At 50.2% G+C, this 18,389-nt stretch carries 12 protein-coding genes, 1 other RNA gene, 1 riboswitch and 1 other annotated feature; all 13 genes read left to right on the top strand.

From position 1 onward, the window contains the following. The first annotated feature begins 145 nt into the window (after positions 1-145). Entirely contained in the window at positions 146-1,615 is a 1,470-nt protein-coding gene (gene spoIVA / locus DW769_RS00625; RefSeq protein WP_022461834.1) for a stage IV sporulation protein A, read from the top strand. A gap of 104 nt (positions 1,616-1,719) precedes the next feature. Continuing rightward, a non-coding RNA gene (gene ssrS, locus DW769_RS00620) (6S RNA) lies at positions 1,720-1,914 on the top strand. Positions 1,915-1,984: 70 nt separating this feature from the next. Beyond that, complete coding sequence (locus tag DW769_RS00615) at positions 1,985-3,028, top strand: aldose epimerase family protein (protein WP_117760357.1); 1,044 nt, start codon at positions 1,985-1,987, stop codon at positions 3,026-3,028. A gap of 575 nt (positions 3,029-3,603) precedes the next feature. Further along, positions 3,604-3,804, bottom strand: a riboswitch (cobalamin riboswitch). Positions 3,805-3,905: 101 nt separating this feature from the next. Continuing rightward, positions 3,906-5,345, top strand: a complete 1,440-nt coding sequence (locus DW769_RS00610; protein ID WP_117760356.1) for a SpoIID/LytB domain-containing protein — start codon at positions 3,906-3,908, stop codon at positions 5,343-5,345. Between the two features lie 78 nt (positions 5,346-5,423). Beyond that, the gene (locus DW769_RS00605; protein ID WP_022461831.1) at positions 5,424-6,401 is read left to right on the top strand and encodes a LacI family DNA-binding transcriptional regulator; all 978 of its coding nucleotides are present in this window, start codon (positions 5,424-5,426) and stop codon (positions 6,399-6,401) included. A 251-nt stretch (positions 6,402-6,652) separates the two neighbouring features. Next, a complete protein-coding gene (locus tag DW769_RS00600; RefSeq protein ID WP_118600604.1) occupies positions 6,653-8,497 on the top strand; it encodes an alpha-amylase family protein in 1,845 nt (614 codons plus the stop codon). A gap of 113 nt (positions 8,498-8,610) precedes the next feature. Beyond that, positions 8,611-9,480 carry a YihY/virulence factor BrkB family protein gene (locus tag DW769_RS00595; RefSeq protein WP_055226442.1) on the top strand — a complete coding sequence of 290 codons (870 nt, stop codon included), beginning with the start codon at positions 8,611-8,613 and terminating at the stop codon, positions 9,478-9,480. A gap of 72 nt (positions 9,481-9,552) precedes the next feature. After that, positions 9,553-9,805: a binding site (T-box leader), on the top strand. Positions 9,806-9,969: 164 nt separating this feature from the next. Then, a complete protein-coding gene (pheS, locus tag DW769_RS00590; RefSeq protein ID WP_022461828.1) occupies positions 9,970-11,016 on the top strand; it encodes a phenylalanine--tRNA ligase subunit alpha in 1,047 nt (348 codons plus the stop codon). Between the two features lie 31 nt (positions 11,017-11,047). Further along, entirely contained in the window at positions 11,048-13,492 is a 2,445-nt protein-coding gene (pheT, locus tag DW769_RS00585) for a phenylalanine--tRNA ligase subunit beta (RefSeq protein WP_118749843.1), read from the top strand. Positions 13,493-13,497: 5 nt separating this feature from the next. Then, entirely contained in the window at positions 13,498-14,145 is a 648-nt protein-coding gene (locus DW769_RS00580; RefSeq protein WP_118749842.1) for a histidine phosphatase family protein, read from the top strand. A gap of 318 nt (positions 14,146-14,463) precedes the next feature. Beyond that, a complete protein-coding gene (locus DW769_RS00575; RefSeq protein ID WP_117760352.1) occupies positions 14,464-15,489 on the top strand; it encodes an aldo/keto reductase in 1,026 nt (341 codons plus the stop codon). Further along, positions 15,486-16,430: an AEC family transporter gene (locus DW769_RS00570; protein ID WP_022462279.1), complete on the top strand. Its 945-nt coding sequence runs from the start codon at positions 15,486-15,488 to the stop codon at positions 16,428-16,430. Before DW769_RS00575 ends, DW769_RS00570 begins: the two co-directional genes overlap by 4 nt. 107 nt (positions 16,431-16,537) lie before the next feature. Then, positions 16,538-18,340 carry a glycoside hydrolase family 2 protein gene (locus DW769_RS00565; RefSeq protein ID WP_117800950.1) on the top strand — a complete coding sequence of 601 codons (1,803 nt, stop codon included), beginning with the start codon at positions 16,538-16,540 and terminating at the stop codon, positions 18,338-18,340. The last annotated feature ends 49 nt before the right edge of the window (positions 18,341-18,389 follow it).

Raw genomic sequence — 18,389 nt, 5'->3', positions numbered from 1 at the left:
AGAAAAAAGGCACTGTGCGTCCGAAAAAAGGGCGGCGGTGCCTTTTTTGCGTGCGCGGCAGTGCAGTTTTGGTGATAGGAGAGGGGGCCGGCTCATAGAATATAACAGTACATAGCAACAAAGATCAAAAGGGGGACAATAGCGCATGGATGCATATTCAGTATACCGCGATATTCAGAAACGAACGAAGGGCCAGTTCCTGATCGGAGTGGTGGGGCCTGTACGGACGGGAAAGTCCACCCTGATCCGCCGTTTCCTGGAGGTGCTGGCACTGCCGTATCTTTCGGAAAAGGAACAGGCGGAGGTACGGGATGCCCTGCCTTTAAGCGGGGAGGGAAAGACGATCACAACGGTGGAGCCGAAATTTGTGCCGAAAGACGCCGTGGAGCTGCAGCTTGGGGAGGGCGATCCGATCCGGCTGCGACTGATCGACTGCGTCGGCTTTCTGGTGCCGGACGCGGCGGGAAATCTGGAAAATGAGAAGGAGCGGATGGTGAAAACACCGTGGTCCGAGCAGGCGATTCCGTTCCGGGAGGCGGCGGAGATCGGTACGAAGAAGGTGATCGCAGAACATTCCACGATCGGTCTTATGGTGACGTGCGACGGATCGTTCGGCGAGCTGCCGCGGGAGAATTTTCTGCAGGCGGAGGAACGGACCGTTGCGGAGCTCAAAAAGCAGGGAAAGCCCTTCCTGATTCTTGTGAATGCGAAAAAACCGTACCGGGAGGAGACACAGCGGCAGGTAAAGGAGCTTGAAACAAAATTCGGCGTGGCAGCGATGGCGGTGAACTGCGACCAGCTCCGCAAAGAAGATATTCTGCATATGCTCGAAAAGGTGCTGTATGAGTTCCCGCTTCAGCAGATGGAATTTTATATTCCAAAATGGGTGGAGCTTCTTGCCGATGACCATCCGCTGAAGGCAGAGCTGCTGCAGAAGATCCGTGAGATGTGCAGGGAAAAGACGCGCCTGAAGGATGCAGTGGGCGGAAAAACAGCGATTGCCAGTCAGTATGTCAGCCAGACACTGCTGCAGTCGATGGATCTTGCGAGCGGTACGGTGAAGGTGCGGATTGAGGTGAAAGAGCAGTATTATTATGAAATGCTGAGTGTACTTGCCGGCGTGGAGATCAAAGGCGAGTATGATCTGGTGCAGACGATCCGCGAGCTGTCGGCACAGCGGGAAGAGTACCGCAAGGTAGAGGACGCGATTCATGCGGTGCGCGGATGCGGCTACGGCGTCGTGATTCCGGGGAGGGAGGAGATTCAGCTGGAGGAGCCAGCCGTGATCCATCAGGGAAACAAATACGGCGTGAAAATTAAATCGGTGAGCCCGTCGATTCATATGATCAAGGCCAACATCGAGACGGAGATTGCGCCGATCGTCGGAAGTGAGCAGCAGGCGGAGGATCTGATCGCCTATATCAAAGAGAGCGCAAAGAGCCCGGAGGGAATCTGGAATACCAACATTTTCGGCAAATCCGTCGAGCAGCTCGTTGACGACGGCATCCGCAGCAAAATCGCCCAGATCACCGAGGACGGCCAGGCAAAACTCCAGGATTCCATGCAGAAAATTGTCAACGACAGCCGGGGCGGAATGGTGTGTATTATCATTTAATACAAAAGCTGTTCGAATATTTTTGAGTAATTGTGCAATAATACTTGAAAAGCGAACCAAAATAGCGTATAATCCGAATTGTGAAAAGAAAAGAAGAAAAATGTAACTTCCTGGAATGTTCGATGATCTCATTATTTTGAACCTACATTTACTTTAAACGGGAGGCTTATTATTGTCATGTGGATGTCAGGCCACCCTGGAAACAGACGTCAGTGGAAGGCAGAAATGATGACTGCGGCTACCCACCTAGCTTGCGTTGCTAGGAGTCAAAGTATGGGAAACGGCATTCCGGGGTTACAAAAGAGAAAAAAGAGAATCATGAAAATGGTTCTCTTTTATACGTTACATACAACCAAAAGGAGAAGGAACATGAAAAAACAGGGTTTTGGAACAACAAAAGACGGAAAAGAAGCATTGCTCTACACGCTCTCCAATAAAAACGGAATGGAAATCAGTGTAACCGATTACGGCGCACATCTGGTATCGGTTCTCGTTCCGGATAAGGATGGAAAGAAGAGAGACGTTGTCCTTGGATTTGACTCCGTAACCGGCTATGAGACCGACGGAAGCCATTTTGGAGCCACCATCGGAAGAAACGGAAACCGTATTGCGGGAGCAGCATTTGAACTGCACGGAAAAACATACCAGCTGGCAAAAAATGAGAACAACAACAACCTGCACAGCGGCCCGGACGGATACGATTACCGCCTCTGGAACGTAGAAGAGGCGGATGACAGCGCCGTTACCTTCGTTCTGATGAGCCCGGACGGAGACCAGGGATTCCCGGGAAACTTTGAAGTGTCCGTTACGTATACCCTGACCGATGAGAACGCCGTAGAAATCCACTATGAGGGAAGCTGCGATCAGGATACCGTTGTCAACATGACAAACCACAGCTACTTCAACCTGGCAGGCCACGATGCCGGATCTATTGAGAACCAGACACTTGTCTTAAAAGCGGAGCAGTTCAGCCCGGTGATCGATTCTGCATCCATCCCGACCGGCGAGCATGCACCGGTACAGGGAACCCCGATGGATTTCACCAGCGAGAAAGCAATCGGAGCAGAGATCGAAGCAGATTTCGAACAGCTCAAACTGACCGGCGGCTACGACCACAACTTTATCCTGGACAAGGCTGTCGAGGGAAGCATTGAGCTGATGGCAGTCGCATCCTGCAAAGAGAGCGGCATCACCATGGAAGCCTTCACGGATCTGCCATGCGTTCAGTTCTACGCCGGAAATTTCATTGCTCCGGTTACCGGAAAGAATGGGGTATTCTATGACAAACGCAACGGCTTCTGCCTGGAATCTCAGTATGTGCCGAATGCCGTCAACCAGGAGGGTGAGGAGAAACCGATCCTCGAGGCAGGCGATACTTACGACACCACAACCGTATACAAATTCATTTTCTAAGATCCTATTTTATAGCAATCCTCGAAAATAATGCAAAAAATTCAGCACCGCAGAGCGTGAATTACTGCGTCACAGATTTTCGTCGTACCCCGGTACGCCTTCAAATCTGTTCCTTGCAATTCGCGCTCTGCAGCACTGCCTTTTTTGCATTATTTTCGGGTCTTGCTATAGAAACAGCATAAAAAAGCTCCCTTCCTGCAGCGTCCTGTGAAAACAGGAGCGCAGGCGGGGAGCCTTTTTATGGGAAAATATGCAGAAAACGAATTCTGAAAAAACAGAAAAAGAAAAGACCCTGTTTTCGAATCCAACAGAATCTTACCAGTTATGTCATATTCTTTTCAGAGGTGGGTAACCGCTTCGCCATCTGAATCAACCTGCAAGCGGAATAGCAGACACCTTTAAGCGGAGGATGGCGCCTGACTAAGAACAGGCGAAACCAGAATCTGAAACGGTTTACCCGGCCGTTTAATGCAATGCATAAATCTCGCTCGAAGGTTTCTAAAAATCTAATCGAAAATTTTCAGACATTCCATATCCCATAATAGTCTTTGAATGGAAGCTTTCATCGGAAGCATCAACCCTATGCATACAGAGCAGGTTTCCTGACTTACAGATCATCGTTCCACATTCCTTCTCATATGTTGCGGACATACAATGGATTTGTTATGCTTCACTCCCTGATTACAGTGACCGGATCGCCCAGGAATCTCACCTGAATTCCCTCTCTCACCAAAAGACGGATCTTCTTTTGATGCACTCTGGATGTTGATATGAAATTTATACACAACCATACTATATACCATAGGGCGGTATTTGTCAAGGAAAAATCGCAAAAAGAAAAGGAATCAGACAAAAAGCCGTGTGCATAGAATGAGATATGAAGAGAAAAAATGATAAATTGGAACTGATACTGTTAGGAGTGGGGATTCTCCTGCTGCTGTTATTGTTTGTTGTGAAGCGCCGTCTGGATGCGCCGGAAGAGACAGCGACAGCAGAAAGCAGGACGGAGACGATGGAAGGCAAAAAGCAGGAGGAGACGATACAGAACATGGAACAGGAAAACGCGGCTTTTCTGAACAGTAAAAAGGAAGAACAAAAAGAAACAACGGCAGCCGGACCGGTGCAGATCCGTGTCCTTCTGACAGACTGCGGAAAGCTGGGATACGCACAGAAACAGGTGTCCCTGCGTGGAAACGCAAGCCTTTCCATGAACGACGGCGCATACATAGCTTCCCCGCAGGAGACGATCTGTGTGACGGAACAGGAATGCGGGGAAGTTGTGCATGTGGTGCCGGCCGATGAGACGGCGGGAACGGCGGTTTCCCTTACGGGAAAGCCGGAGGACGAGACGGTTTATCCGGGAAGTTTTGTCATCTATAAAAGCGAAGAGGGACTTCTCGTTGTAAATGAACTTGATCTGGAAATGTATCTTCGGTATGTCGTGCCGAGTGAGATGCCGTCCTCCTATGAAAAGGAGGCATTAAAAGCACAGGCGGTCTGTGCGAGAACGTATGCGTGTGCCAGGATTCGTGAAAAAACGTGGGAGAACTACCACGCGGATGTAGACGACAGCGTGGAAAGCCAGGTCTACCACAATATGGAAGCGCAGCCGGAGACAGACGCTGCGGTGGCGGAGACAGAAGGAAAAATCATCACCTGCGGCGGGGAACCAATTCAGGCGTATTTTTTCTCAACCTCCTGCGGGAAGACGAGTACGGATGAAGTGTGGAATACGGCGGAGACGGCAGAATATCTGAAGAGCGTGACGGTAGGCGGGGAGAAGCAGGAACCGGAGACGGAGGAGGCGTTTGCATCGTTTATCACCAAAAGGGACAGCACAAGTCTGGAAGTGGAGGACGGCTGGTACCGCTGGCAGGTGACGATTCCGGCGGATGTGCTGTCAGAACGGGCAGCGGATCAGAAAATCGGGGAGATCACGGGGATTGAGGTGCGGCGGCGGTCAGAGGGAGGTGCGGCAGAAACCGTCCTTATCGAGGGGGAAAAAGGATCCATGGAAATCGAGGGAGAGTATCAGATCCGAAAGTTCCTCTCGGCGAAAGGCTGGCCGATTCAGAAAAATGACGGAACTGTAAGCTGTGAGATGGAGCTGCTTCCGAGTGCCTGCTTTATCGTGGTTCCGGAAAAAGAAGGGGAAACGGTTGTCTCCTTTACATTTTACGGCGGCGGCTACGGCCACGGCGTCGGCATGTCACAGAACGGTGCGAAACATCTGGCGGAGCAGGGAAAATCGTATGAGGAGATTCTCCGCTATTTTTACCAGAACATCGAAATCGGCGACTGCCGTTCCCTTTTTTAAAAAAATCACCGAAAACAGATTTTTTGTGCTATAATGGGCGAAAGTGAAAAACAGTTAGAAAATGACGAGGAGAGAAACATGGCGACAATCAAGGACATAGCGGCACGCGCCGGCGTTACGGCGACGACGGTTTCCCGTGTGATCAACAACCGCGGATACATCAGTGAAGAGACAAGAAAAAAAGTAACGCAGGCGATGCAGGAGATGAATTACCAGCCGAATGAGCTGGCGCGTTCCCTGGCAAAAGCGCATTCCAATACGATCGGGGTTATCGTTCCGCACATCTCGCACCCGTTTTTCAGTAAAATGATCAGTGCACTCGAGAGCGCGGCGGCAAAGCGGGGCTACAAGATTCTGCTCTGCAACTCGAAAGATCAGCCGGAGAAAGAAACCGAATATCTCGATATGTTCATCTCCAACCGTGTAACCGGCGTTGTGATGGCAAGCCGCGATGTGCAGATTGAAAAGTTTCATGATCTGAAAATTCCGATCGTCAATTTCGAGCGAGAGGAAAATACGGAGGCCATTACAATCCAGTGTGACAACGAGCAGGGAGGAGCGCTTGCAGCATCGCATCTTGCGGACTGCGGCTGCTGCCATCTGCTTCATTTCGGCGGAATCGTCGGAAGAGATATGCCGGCGGACCGGCGTGCGGATGGATTCCTGCGCGTCTGCCGGGAGCGGGGGATTGAAGGGGAAGTTCTTTTGAGTGACCGCTTAAGCTACGGCTCCATGCACTATGAATCCTATATTGAAAAGGGCCTTCTGGAGCACCCGGAGACGGACGGCATTTTTGCAAGCAGTGACCTGATTGCCGCACAGGTACTCCAGCGCCTTTACGCCATGGGAAAACGGGTGCCGGAGGATATTAAAGTTGTCGGGTTTGATGACACTGTGATCGCCGGGATTACCACGCCTTCCATCACGACGATCCATCAGCCGATTGAGGAAATGTCGGAGCTTTCCATTGCGTATATCGACCGGAGAAGAAAGGGAGAGATGGTGCCGAATGTGACGACCATGCCGGTGAGCCTTGTGGTGCGCGATTCGGCGTGAAACAAAAACGAAAAGAAAACTCTGCGGAAAAAAGAAACCGCGGAGTTTTTTCTGCCCTGCGGTAAACGATAGACAGAAAAATAGCAAAAAAGACAAAGAAGAAGCCGGAAATTTGTTGAAAAATATGGTATGTAAACGGTTGACATATAATTCACACAACGGTATACTGCAAGAGAAGAAACGTAACACAGAATTACCGTTACCGGAATGATGTGACAAAATAAAGAATAAGATAAAGGAGAATAAACAACATGACAGTGGAATATCAGAGAAGACTCGAAAAACACTACGACGAGCTGAAATGGCTCTACTGTGAGCTGTATCCAAACGGCCAGGGACGCTTTGAGGAACTCTGTGCAGCCATGGAGCAGTGGTACAAAGAGCGGAATAAAAAATGGAAAGCGCTGGATCGGAAAAGAGAAAAACAGAAAGACTGGTACAAGAGCCAGAAAATGCTCGGTATGATGCTGTACATCGACGCATTCGCAGATAACATCAGCGGCCTTGAGAAAAAACTGGATTATTTAAAAGAGTGCAACGTCAACTACCTGCATCTGATGCCGTTCCTTGCAACGCCGAAGGGAAAAAGCGACGGCGGCTATGCGGTTGCCGATTACCGCACGGTACAGCCGTCCCTTGGAACGATGGAAGATCTGGCTGCCCTCTCTGAAAAATGCCATGACCAGGGCATGAGCCTTTGTATGGATTTCGTTATGAACCACACTTCCGAGGATCATGAATGGGCAAAACGTGCACTTGCCGGTGAAAAAGAGTACCAGGACCGTTACTTTTTCTTCGACAACTACGATATTCCGTCCGAATATGAAAAGACCTGTCCGCAGGTATTCCCGACAACGGCACCGGGCAACTTTACCTGGAGAGAGGACTGCCATAAATTTGTCATGACGACGTTCTATCCATACCAGTGGGATCTGAACTATGCGAACCCGGTTGTCTTTAACGAGATGGTAAACAATATGCTCTATCTCGTCAACCAGGGAATCGATATCGTCCGCATTGATGCCGTTCCATACATCTGGAAACAGCTCGGCACCACCTGCCGTAACCTGCCGCAGGTACATACCATTGTCCGCATGATGCGTATGATCACCGAGATCGTCTGCCCGGGCGTTCTGCTGCTCGGCGAGGTTGTCATGGAGCCGGAAAAGGTTGTTCCGTACTTCGGAACACTCGAGAAACCGGAATGCCATATGCTGTACAACGTAACGACGATGGCATCCACCTGGCACACGGTTGCAACGGCGGATACCCGCCTGCTGAAACATCAGATGGATATTGTGACGAGACTGCCGAAGGACTATGTCTTCCTGAACTATCTGAGATGCCACGATGATATCGGCTGGGGCCTCGATTACGAATGGCTGAAACAGTTCGGCATCGCCGAGGCACCGCATAAGAAATATCTGAATGACTATTTCCGCGGTTATGTGGAGGGAAGCGACGCAAGAGGAGAGCTCTATAACGACGATCCGGTGCTGCAGGATGCGCGTCTCTGCGGAACAACCGCTTCCCTGTGTGGACTTGAGGCGGCAGGCTTTGAGCAGAATGAGGCGAAGACCGAACAGGCGATCCAGAGAATTGAGATGCTGAACGCATACCTTTTCATCCAGTCTGGTATTCCGGTTATCTACAGCGGCGATGAGATCGGCCAGGTTAACGATTATTCCTACAAAGAGAGTGAAGATTCTGACCGCGCAGCCGACAGCCGTTATCTGCACCGCGGCCACTTCCGCTGGGATCTGGAGCCCCAGAAGGAGAAAAAAGGAACGGTTCAGAATCAGATTTTTGCTTCGATGAAAAAGATGGAGGAGCTGAAATTCAAATACCGTCCGTTTGAGGGTGAGGCGGATGTCTGGACCGAGGAAACGTATGATACGGCGCTTCTCTGTGTCTGCAGAAAATCCGGCAATGAGATGGTAACGGGTCTCTTTAACTTCAGCAATGAAGACCGCACGGCCTGGATCGATATGGGTGAGTTCACCTGGAAGGATCTGTTTACCGGCGAGAAACGTGTTCTGCGCGGCGTTCCGGTTCCGGCACGCGGTTACGCATGGTATTACCGGAAATGGAATTAAATCCCTTGCGAAGGAAAGAAAAGTATGATATGCTTTGTAGGCTATCCTGAAGTACGATATATGTGCAAGAATGGGATAGATTCACGAAAACAAAGAAAAGGCGGTTTTGCCAGATGATAAAAACAATCCGCGGTTTTATGAAGCGCCTGAATGAGGACCATGTCGGTGCTTATGCAGCGCAGAGTGCGTATTTCATTCTTCTTTCCTTTATTCCGTTTGTTCTTCTGGTTGTTACGCTTGTAAAATATACGCCGCTGACGCGCGACGATGTTTACAGCGTTCTGATCAATATGCTGCCCACGGAGTTTCAGAGCTACGTGGGCGGTATTGTAAATGAGATCTTTTATCAGTCCGTTGCTTATATGCCGATTACGATCATCACAACGCTGTGGTCGGCGGGAAAGGGCATTGCGGCGCTGACAAATGGGCTGAACAGCATTTATCACGTAACAGAGACACGTAATTACATCATCAACCGGCTGCGGGGCATGGCATATACCTTGATATTTGTCGTTGCATTCCTCACCAGTCTGGTGCTTCTGGTCTTCGGAACCCGCATTCAGAATAAGCTGACGGAACATCTGCCGATGGTGGCGCGTGTGACATCCTCTATCATGGGAATGCGTACCCTGATCACGACAGGCGTGCTGGCTCTTCTGTTTCTTGTACTGTATAAATGTATTCCAAACCGGAAGGCGAGCTTTAAGAGCCAGTGCCCGGGCGCACTGATCTCATCCCTTGCCTGGTCTATTTTTTCCCTTGCATTTTCCATGTACCTCGACATCGCGCTTGCGGCGTCCAATATGTACGGCAGTCTGACGATGATCGTGTTTATCATGATCTGGATGTATTTCTGCATGTGGATCCTTCTGATCGGCGCGGAGATCAACGCGTATTTTGAGGATAAACTGCGGAAACTGCAGAACGCGGCGATCGAGCATTTTATGGAAAATAAAGAGACGAATAAAGAAGCGGGAAAATAATGGCTTGACATCCGGGGGTCAAGACGGTACAATAAATATTGTTTATGAAAGTTTTATAAATAATCTAACAGGAAAAATGCTGTGAAGATGTTCAGAGAAATATTTTTTCCGCCAGAGAGAGGGAGTCATCGGCTGCAAGCTCCTTCAGGTTCAGGAATATTTCAAATTTCGCATTGGAGCAGATGTCCGGAACGTATAGCAGGATACTGGAAATGCAAGTAGGGACAGACGTTTGGTGTACGTTACAGCACCGGTTATGAGTGTCTGCAGGAAGTATCTGCAGAAATCAGGGTGGTACCGCGAAATTTCAGATCTCGTCCCTTTGTGGGGCGGGGTCTTTTTTTGTGAGCAACGAGCCAGACAGCCATGCTTGCATGGATATTTGGCGACTGCCACGAAAATCAGATGCTCCGCTGTTTGCAGCGGGGTATCTGACTGTTTTTCACATTTACCATCAAACAAGCAAGAAAAAGAAAGTAGGAGAGTCAAATGCAGGAAAAAAGTGTATTAACCGGCCATCTGTCTGAATTAAAACAGAAGATTGAAAATGGACTGGAAGAGCTGAAAAGCTCCAAAGAACTGTATGAATTTAAGAGCGAGTATCTGGAAGGAAAGAAAAGTAAGATCAGCGGGCTGATGAAAGAAATGAAAAACATTGCCCCGGAAGAGCGCGCAAACTACGGTAAATCCGTCAATGAGTTAAAAGAGTGGGCGCTTGGCCGCTTCCAGAAAGTGGAAGAGGAGATGAAAGAGCGCGAGCTGCAGAAGAAATATGAGTCCGAGAAAATCGACCTGACCCTTCCGGCAGAAGAGACAGCGATCGGAAACCTTCATCCGGTTACCTTGATCCGCAAACAGCTCATCGACATCTTTGCAGGCATGGGCTTTGAGGTATACGAGGGAAGAGAAATCGAGACCGATTACTACAACTTTACTGCACTGAATACACCACAGGATCACCCGGCAAGAGATATGCAGGATACCTTCTATCTCTCCCCGGAATTCCTGCTTCGTACCCAGACATCGGCAGGCCAGATTCATGTCATGGAAAACAAAAAGCCGCCGATCAAGATCCTTTCCCCGGGACGTGTTTTTCGGTCTGATGACGACGCAACCCATTCTCCGATGTTCCATCAGATGGAGGGACTCGTTGTCGACAAAAACATCACCCTCTGCGACCTGAAAGGAATGCTCGACGTACTCGTACAGAAGATCTACGGCGAGGGAACGACAACACGTCTTCGTCCATCTTACTTCCCGTTCACGGAGCCGTCCGTTGAGGTAGACTGCAGCTGCTTCGCCTGCGGCGGAAAAGGATGCAGCCTCTGCAAGGGAACCGGCTGGATCGAGGTCCTTGGAGCAGGTATCGTAAACAAACGCGTGCTGGAGAACTGCGGCATTGATTCAGAAGAGTACAGCGGCTTCGCTTTTGGCATCGGCCTGGAGCGTATCGCCATGCTGAAATACGGAATCAACAACATCAAACTGTTATTCGGTTCCGATCTGCGGGTTTTAAATCAGATTAACGAGAAATAAAGACGAAACAGTTTGAATTTGGAGGTTTAATATGTTAGTACCGTTAAGTTGGCTGAAAGAATATGTAGATATCGATGTTACCCCGGAAGAACTGGAGAAAAAACTGTTCGACGGCGGTTTTGAAGTAGAAGAGCGTTATCAGGTGGGAAAAGACATCAGCAACGTTGTTGTCGGTCTGGTGGAGGGCTGCGAGCCGATCCCGGAGACCCATCTTCATGTGTGCCAGGTAAATGCAGGAGAACACGGCACCATGCAGATCTGCTGCGGCGCAGACAACGTGCACACCGGCGGAAAATTCCCGGTTGCCCTTCCTGGCGCTTCTGTTTATGCAACAGCAAAAGATCATAAGACCATCGAGGGTGTTATGACCATCAAAAAAGGAAAATTAAGAGGATATGAGTCCTGCGGAATGCTCTGCTCCGGCGTGGAGCTCGGCCTTACCGAGGATCTGTACCCGGGCGCAGGCTACAACGGACTGCTTGTTCTGCCGGAAGATGCCGAGCTTGGCGCAGATGTCAAAGAGCTGACAGGTCTTGACGACTGGATCTTTGATATCTCCCTGACTGCAAACAGACCGGACTGCCAGAGTATCCTCGGTATCGCAAGAGAAGTATCGGCGATGCTGGAAAAACCTTTAAAAATGCCGGCAACCGATTACAACGAGACGGATGTGGAAAAAGAAGGTTTCTCTGTCCGCGTGGAAGCTCCGGAACTCTGCCCGCGTTACAGCGCTCATTACGTATATGACGTAAAAATCGGGGAGTCCCCGGCCTGGATGAAACGCCGTCTGGCACTCGTCGGCATGTCTGCCATCTCCAACGTGGTTGATATCACAAACTATGTCTTAAAAGAGATCGGCCAGCCGATGCATGCTTTTGACTGCTCTTATCTGGAAGGCAATGAGATCTGCGTCAGAAGAGCAAAAGAAAATGAAAAGATCGTGACCCTCGATGAGCAGGAATACACAATGAATGAGAACAACCTCGTAATCTGTGACGGCGTAAAACCGGTTGCGCTTGCCGGTGTCATGGGAGGCTTAAACTCCGAGATCCGCGACACGACAGAGGCCGTTATGTTTGAGTCCGCAAAATTCGCACGCGACAACGTCAGAAAGACAGCCCGTGCACTTGGAAAAGCAACGGATGCCAGCGCAAGATATGAGAAAGGCGTAGATGAGTATTCTGCCGTTCTTGGTATGAAACGTGCGCTGCACCTGATGGAAGAGCTCGGCTGCGGTAAAGTTTCCCGCACACATTTCGATGTGAACACCGGAAACTCCATCGATCCGACTCCGATGACCGTCAGTGTCAGCAAAGTAAACGGCGTACTCGGTATCGAAGTTCCGGAAGCAGAGATTCTCCGCATTATGAAAAACCTGAACTTTGCACCGGAAATCAATGGCGATGAGCTGACCATCCAGGTTCCGGCTTACCGTGAGGATATGCTGCCGGAGGGAGAGAACGATGTCGAGCGCTATCCGGACGTGGCAGAGGAAGTCATCCGTATGTACGGCTACGATCACGTAACCGATACCTTCCTTTCCGCTGCACAGGTAACGATGGGCGGCTACAATGAAGAGCAGAAAGGCGAGCTGGCACTGAAGAATACCTTATGCACCATGGGTATCTACGAGTGCATGCATTATTCCTTCTTCTCCCCTGCAGATCTGGATCTTTTGAAACTGCCGGCAGATGCAAAAGAGAGAAATGCCATCGAGATCATCAACCCGATCAACCAGGATCTGTCCCTGATGCGTACCACACTGGCAGCTTCCATGCTGAATGCCATTTCCAGAAATGAGAAACAGGGCACCCTTGAAGGAAGACTGTTCGAGGTAGCAAGCATCTACATTCCGGAGTCCCTGCCGCTGACATCCTACCCGGATGAGAGAAAAGTTCTCTGCGTCGGAACCTTCGGAAACAACGAGAGCTTCTTCACTATGAAGGGCATCGCCAACACCATCGCCGAGAGCATGGACATTGAGTTCACCTACGAGCCGGTTCAGAAATCCTTCCTGCATCCGTATCAGGCAGTGAAAGTACTCTGCGAGGGTACAGAAATCGGATACTTCGGAAAAGCAGCATACGATATCCAGAACGAGCTGAGCATGCGTACTTCCGCTTACATCATGGAGCTTGACTTAAAAGAGCTCTCCAGATGGTACGGCAAAAAACGCACCTTCCAGCCGATCTCCAAATTCCAGGAGGAGAAACGTGACCTGGCATTTGTCATGGACAAAAACATCAGCTGCGGCGATGTAGAGAACTGTATCCGCGAGGCAAACAAATACGTAAAAGAGATCCGTCTGTTCGATGTTTACGAGGGCGGCCAGATTCCGGAAGGCAAGAAGAGCATGGCGTTCACCGTCACCTTTGCACCGAAGGAAGAAGCATTTGACTTCGAAAAAGTACAGAAATTTGTCGAGAAGATCTGCAAGAAACTGCAGAATGAGTTCAACATCGAACTGAGAGGCTGATTTTTATGAAACTTTATATCATGCGCCACGGTGAAACCGCGTGGAACGTAGAAGGCAGACTGCAGGGCCAGACGGACACCGAGCTGAATGAGAACGGTGTCCGTCTGGCGAAAGTGACGGCGGAAGGACTGAAAAATATCCCGTTTGACCTTGGAATTTCCAGTCCACTGCGCCGCGCAAAGCACACGGCAGAGCTCGTCCTTGCGGGCAGAAATGTGCCGCTTACGACCGACGACCGCCTGATGGAGCTTTCCTTTGGCTCCTGGGAAGGGCTTGGATGCCGGGCAAACAATTTTGAGATTCCGTCTGAACACTTCGACGATTTTTACAGAGATCCGTTCCACTTCCGCCCGGCGGGAGACGGAGAGACGATCCAGGAGGTCTGCGACCGGGCAGAAGCGTTCTATCATGAGCTGACTGCAAAACCGGAGCTCCAGGACAAGATGATCCTGATCGCCACCCACGGCTGCTGCATGCGTGCGCTGCTGCGCAATGTCTATGAAGACAAGAACGACTTCTGGCACGGCGGCGTGCCGTACAACTGTGCGGTCAGCATCATCGAAGTACAGAACGGTGTTTCCACGCTGCTTGCGGATAATAAAATCTATTATGATCCGTCGGACTGCGTAAACTTTTATAAAGAAGTAAAATAAAAAATGATATTCAGAGGCAGACATAAAAGGAAAGTATTTCCCTTTGTGCCTGCCTCTTTAAATCGCGTTTGCCGTCTGACAGAAAGTGTGATACTATAGAAATAACGGATTTTAACACCAGTAGACAAGAAGTCCCCCGTTTCTGAAGCGGTGGGATGAATTGCTAAAAGAAACATAACGGCATTGGCGGGCGGAGAGAAATCGGTATCCTCCACTGACATGAGGCAAGTCACAGTCGAACTATTTTCGACATGTCAGACTCCGTGAAATACCGACTGTGAGTTGAAACAATGAAAGCGAAAAAGGAGGAACATAAGTATGTCCATGGTAACACTGGGAAGTACAGGAATCTGTGTAAACAAGAACGGCTTCGGCGCGCTGCCGGTACAGCGTGTCACGAAAGAAGACGCTGTTTATCTGCTGCGCAAAGCGTATGACGGAGGCATCCGCTTTTTTGATACCGCGCGTGCATACAGCGACAGCGAGGAAAAATTAGGCGCAGCGTTTGAGAAAATGCGTGAGAAGGTCTTTATCTCTACGAAGACGATGGCAAAGGATGTGGAGGGGTTCTGGAAGGATCTGGAGACAAGCCTTTCCCTTTTGAAGACGGATTACATCGATATCTATCAGTTCCACAATCCGTCCTTCTGTCCTAAGCCGGGAGATGGAACCGGCCTGTATGAGGCGATGCTGGAAGCAAAAGCACAGGGAAAAATCCGCCACATCGGTATCACGAACCACCGCATGAGCGTGGCAGAGGAGATCATCGAGTCCGGTCTTTACGAGACGCTGCAGTTCCCGTTCTGCTATCTGGCAACGGACCGTGAGAAAGCACTGGTACAGGGATGCAAAGAGAAAAATATCGGCTTTATCGCAATGAAAGCGCTCTCGGGCGGGCTGATCACAAACTCCGCGGCTGCATATGCTTTTGAAGACCAGTACGACAACGTGCTTCCGATCTGGGGCGTCCAGAGAGAAAAAGAGCTGGACGAGTTCTTAAGCTACATTGCCTGTCCGCCTGCCATGACGGATGAAATCAAGGCGATCATCGAGAAAGACCAGAAAGAGCTCTCTGGCAACTTCTGCCGCGGCTGCGGTTACTGTATGCCATGTCCGGCAGGCATTGAGATTAACACCTGCGCGCGCATGAGCCTGCTTCTGCGCCGTTCCCCGTCCGCCAACCAGCTCACCGAGCGCGGCCAGGCGATGATGAAGAAAATCGAAGGTTGTCTCCACTGCGGCGCCTGCATGAAGAAATGTCCCTACGGTCTGAATACGCCGAAGCTTCTCGAAGAGAACTACGAAGATTATAAAAATGTACTGGCAGGAAAAACACTGGTATGAGTAATCTGATCTTCAGCTTGAACGCGACGATGCCGATCTTCCTGACAATGATTTTGGGACTTTTCTTTCGAAAGGTTGGTATTCTGGACGAATCGTTCACAAGCAAAATGAACAAATTTGTGTTTAAAATCGCACTCCCGGTGCTGCTGTTCCAGGACCTGTCGGATTCTGATTTCTCCGCTGTGTGGGATATCAAATTCGTTCTGTTCTGCTTCTTTGCAACACTGCTCTCAATTCTTGCGGTATGGGGACTTTCCCATCTCTTAAAAGAGAGAAGTGCAAGAGGCGAATTTATCCAGGCGGCGTACCGGAGCAGTGCGGCGATCCTTGGTATTGCCTTTATCCAGAATATCTACGGAAATTCCGGCATGGCGCCGCTGATGATCATCAGCAGTGTGCCGCTGTATAATATCATGGCGGTTGTCGTTCTTGCAGTATTCCGTCCGGAACGGGAGGAGATCACGGCAGATTTTGTGAAAAAGACGGCGAAAAATATCGTGACAAACCCGATTATCCTCGGGATCGCTGCAGGACTTCTCTGGTCGGTGCTTCGCATTCCAAAGCCGGTGATTCTGCAGAAAACGGTGCAGAATATTGCGGTACTTGCAACGCCGCTCGGCCTGATTGCGATGGGTGCGTCGTTTGAGGCAAAGAGCGCGGCAAAGAATATTCGGCCGTCGATTGCTGCAGCTGCGATTAAGCTGGTCGGTCTTGCAGCTGTCTTTCTGCCGATCGCCGTGATACTTGGCTTCCGTCAGGAAAAATTGGTGGCAATCCTTGTGATGCTGGGTTCCGCAACGACGGTGAGCAGTTTTATCATGGCGAAAAATATGGGTCATGAGGGAAGTCTGACGGCAAACACCGTTATGCTCACAACGTGCGGCAGTGCCTTTACGCTGACGTTCTGGCTGTATCTGATGAAAACGCTGGCGTTTATCTAACCGGATTGCGAATATCCGCTTTGATTTTCAGTACACCAAAAGCGTGTCCGGGATTTTGTCCGGGCACGCTTTTATCAATCATAAAAATCAGAAAAAGAGGGAAAAGAATGGACTTCAAAAATGCGGTCAAAGCATTACAGATTGGAAAAAAGGAAGGAAAAAAATTCCGCCTTTCTACGGAATTTGGGAAAAATCCGGAAGAAGAGCTCCCGTTTCCGGAATATCCGCGTCCGCAGATGCGCCGGGAAAACTGGACAAATCTGAACGGATGGTGGGAGTATGCGTTCACGGAAACGCAGAAAATGCCAAAACAGCGGGACGGAAAAATTCTCGTTCCGTTTTCCCCGGAGTGCGATGCGTCCGGCGTGAAGCGGCAGCTGCTTCCAAAAGAATATCTGTGGTACTTCCGCACGATTCAGCTTCCCAAAATTCCTGCCGGAAAACGGCTGCTGCTGCAGTTCGGCGCCGTGGATCAGGATGCGGTAATTTACTGCAACGGAAAGCGTGCCGGAGGCCATCTCGGCGGGTATCTTTCTTTTTCAGTGGATCTTACGCCGTATCTCAAAACGGGAGAGAACGAGCTTGCCGTCAAGGTGCGCGATGAGACGGACACGGACTGGAAGGGCCGCGGAAAGCAGAGCCTTACCCCGGGCGGCATGTTTTACACCGCGCAGAGCGGCATCTGGCAGAGCGTCTGGATGGAATGGGTGCCGGAGACGTATCTGGAACGCATCGTGATCACGCCGGAATATGATACGGCGAGCGTAAAAGTACGGGTTTTCCTCAACGGACCGGATGCGGGACTGACGAAAAAAATTACGGTGCGGGAGAGCGAAGCGCCGGATGCGAAGGTGATCTGCGTCCGGGAGACGAGAGAAAACGAGGCGGAGCTGATTCTCGGTAATTTTGCAGGCTGGAGCCCGGAACATCCGCATCTCTATGGGGTTTCCATTGAAGCGGGAGAAGACCGCATTGAGAGTTATTTCGGCATGCGCAAATTCGGCATTGGAAAAGATGAGAAAGGAATCACGCGTCTTCTCTTAAACGGAAAGCCGTATTTCCAGAACGGTGTCCTCGACCAGGGTTATTGGCCGGAAAGCCTCTACACGCCGCCGTCCGATAAGGCGATGGTTTATGACATTAAGACGGCCAAACGCCTCGGTTTCAATATGATCCGGAAACACCTGAAAGTTGAGTGCGCAAGATGGTATTCCCACTGCGACCATATCGGTATGCTGGTGTGGCAGGATATGATCAACGGCGGCGGCCGGTCGATCCAGACGTTCCTTTTGTACCTTCCGACCGTACTGCCGTTTGTGACAACGGAATTCAGGGATAACTGTTATCCGCTCTTTTCGCGGACCTCAAAAACGGGAAGAGAGTGGTGGAAGCGGGAGTGCCGCGAGACGGTTCATCAGCTTTACAATGCACCGTGCGTGTCGCTCTGGGTTCTGTTCAACGAGGGATGGGGACAGTTTGATGCCAGGGAGATGACAGAAATGGTGCGCGCTCTCGATCCGACGCGGCAGATCGACCACGCGAGCGGCTGGTACGATCAGGGAGCGGGGGACATCAAGAGCCTTCACAATTACTTTCGTCCGTTAAAAGTAAAACCGGAGGAGCGCGCGTTTGCTTTTTCTGAATACGGCGGCTATACGTATCCGGTACAGGAGCATCTCTACTCCGAAAAATCGTTCGGCTACCGCACGTACCAGAACCAGACACAGTACCAGAAAGCGATGAATGCACTGGCAGAAAAGATAAGAGAACTCACAGAACAGGGACTTGCCGCAGCAGTCTACACACAGCTTACCGATGTCGAGGAGGAGTCGAACGGCATCCTTACGTATGACCGGAAGGTATGCAAATGGGAACCACAGGAGGCAAAAGATTTTTGCTCAAAAGAATAATTTGGTAAAATTTTTGTTGACAAAGTGAGGATAAGTTGCTAATATATTG

The organism is Blautia sp. AM29-29 (assembly GCF_003480555.1).
GTDB lineage: Bacteria > Bacillota > Clostridia > Lachnospirales > Lachnospiraceae > Fusicatenibacter > Fusicatenibacter saccharivorans.
The sequence above is the reverse complement of the archived record's forward strand: the minus strand, read 5'-3'. Positions and strand labels throughout refer to the sequence as shown.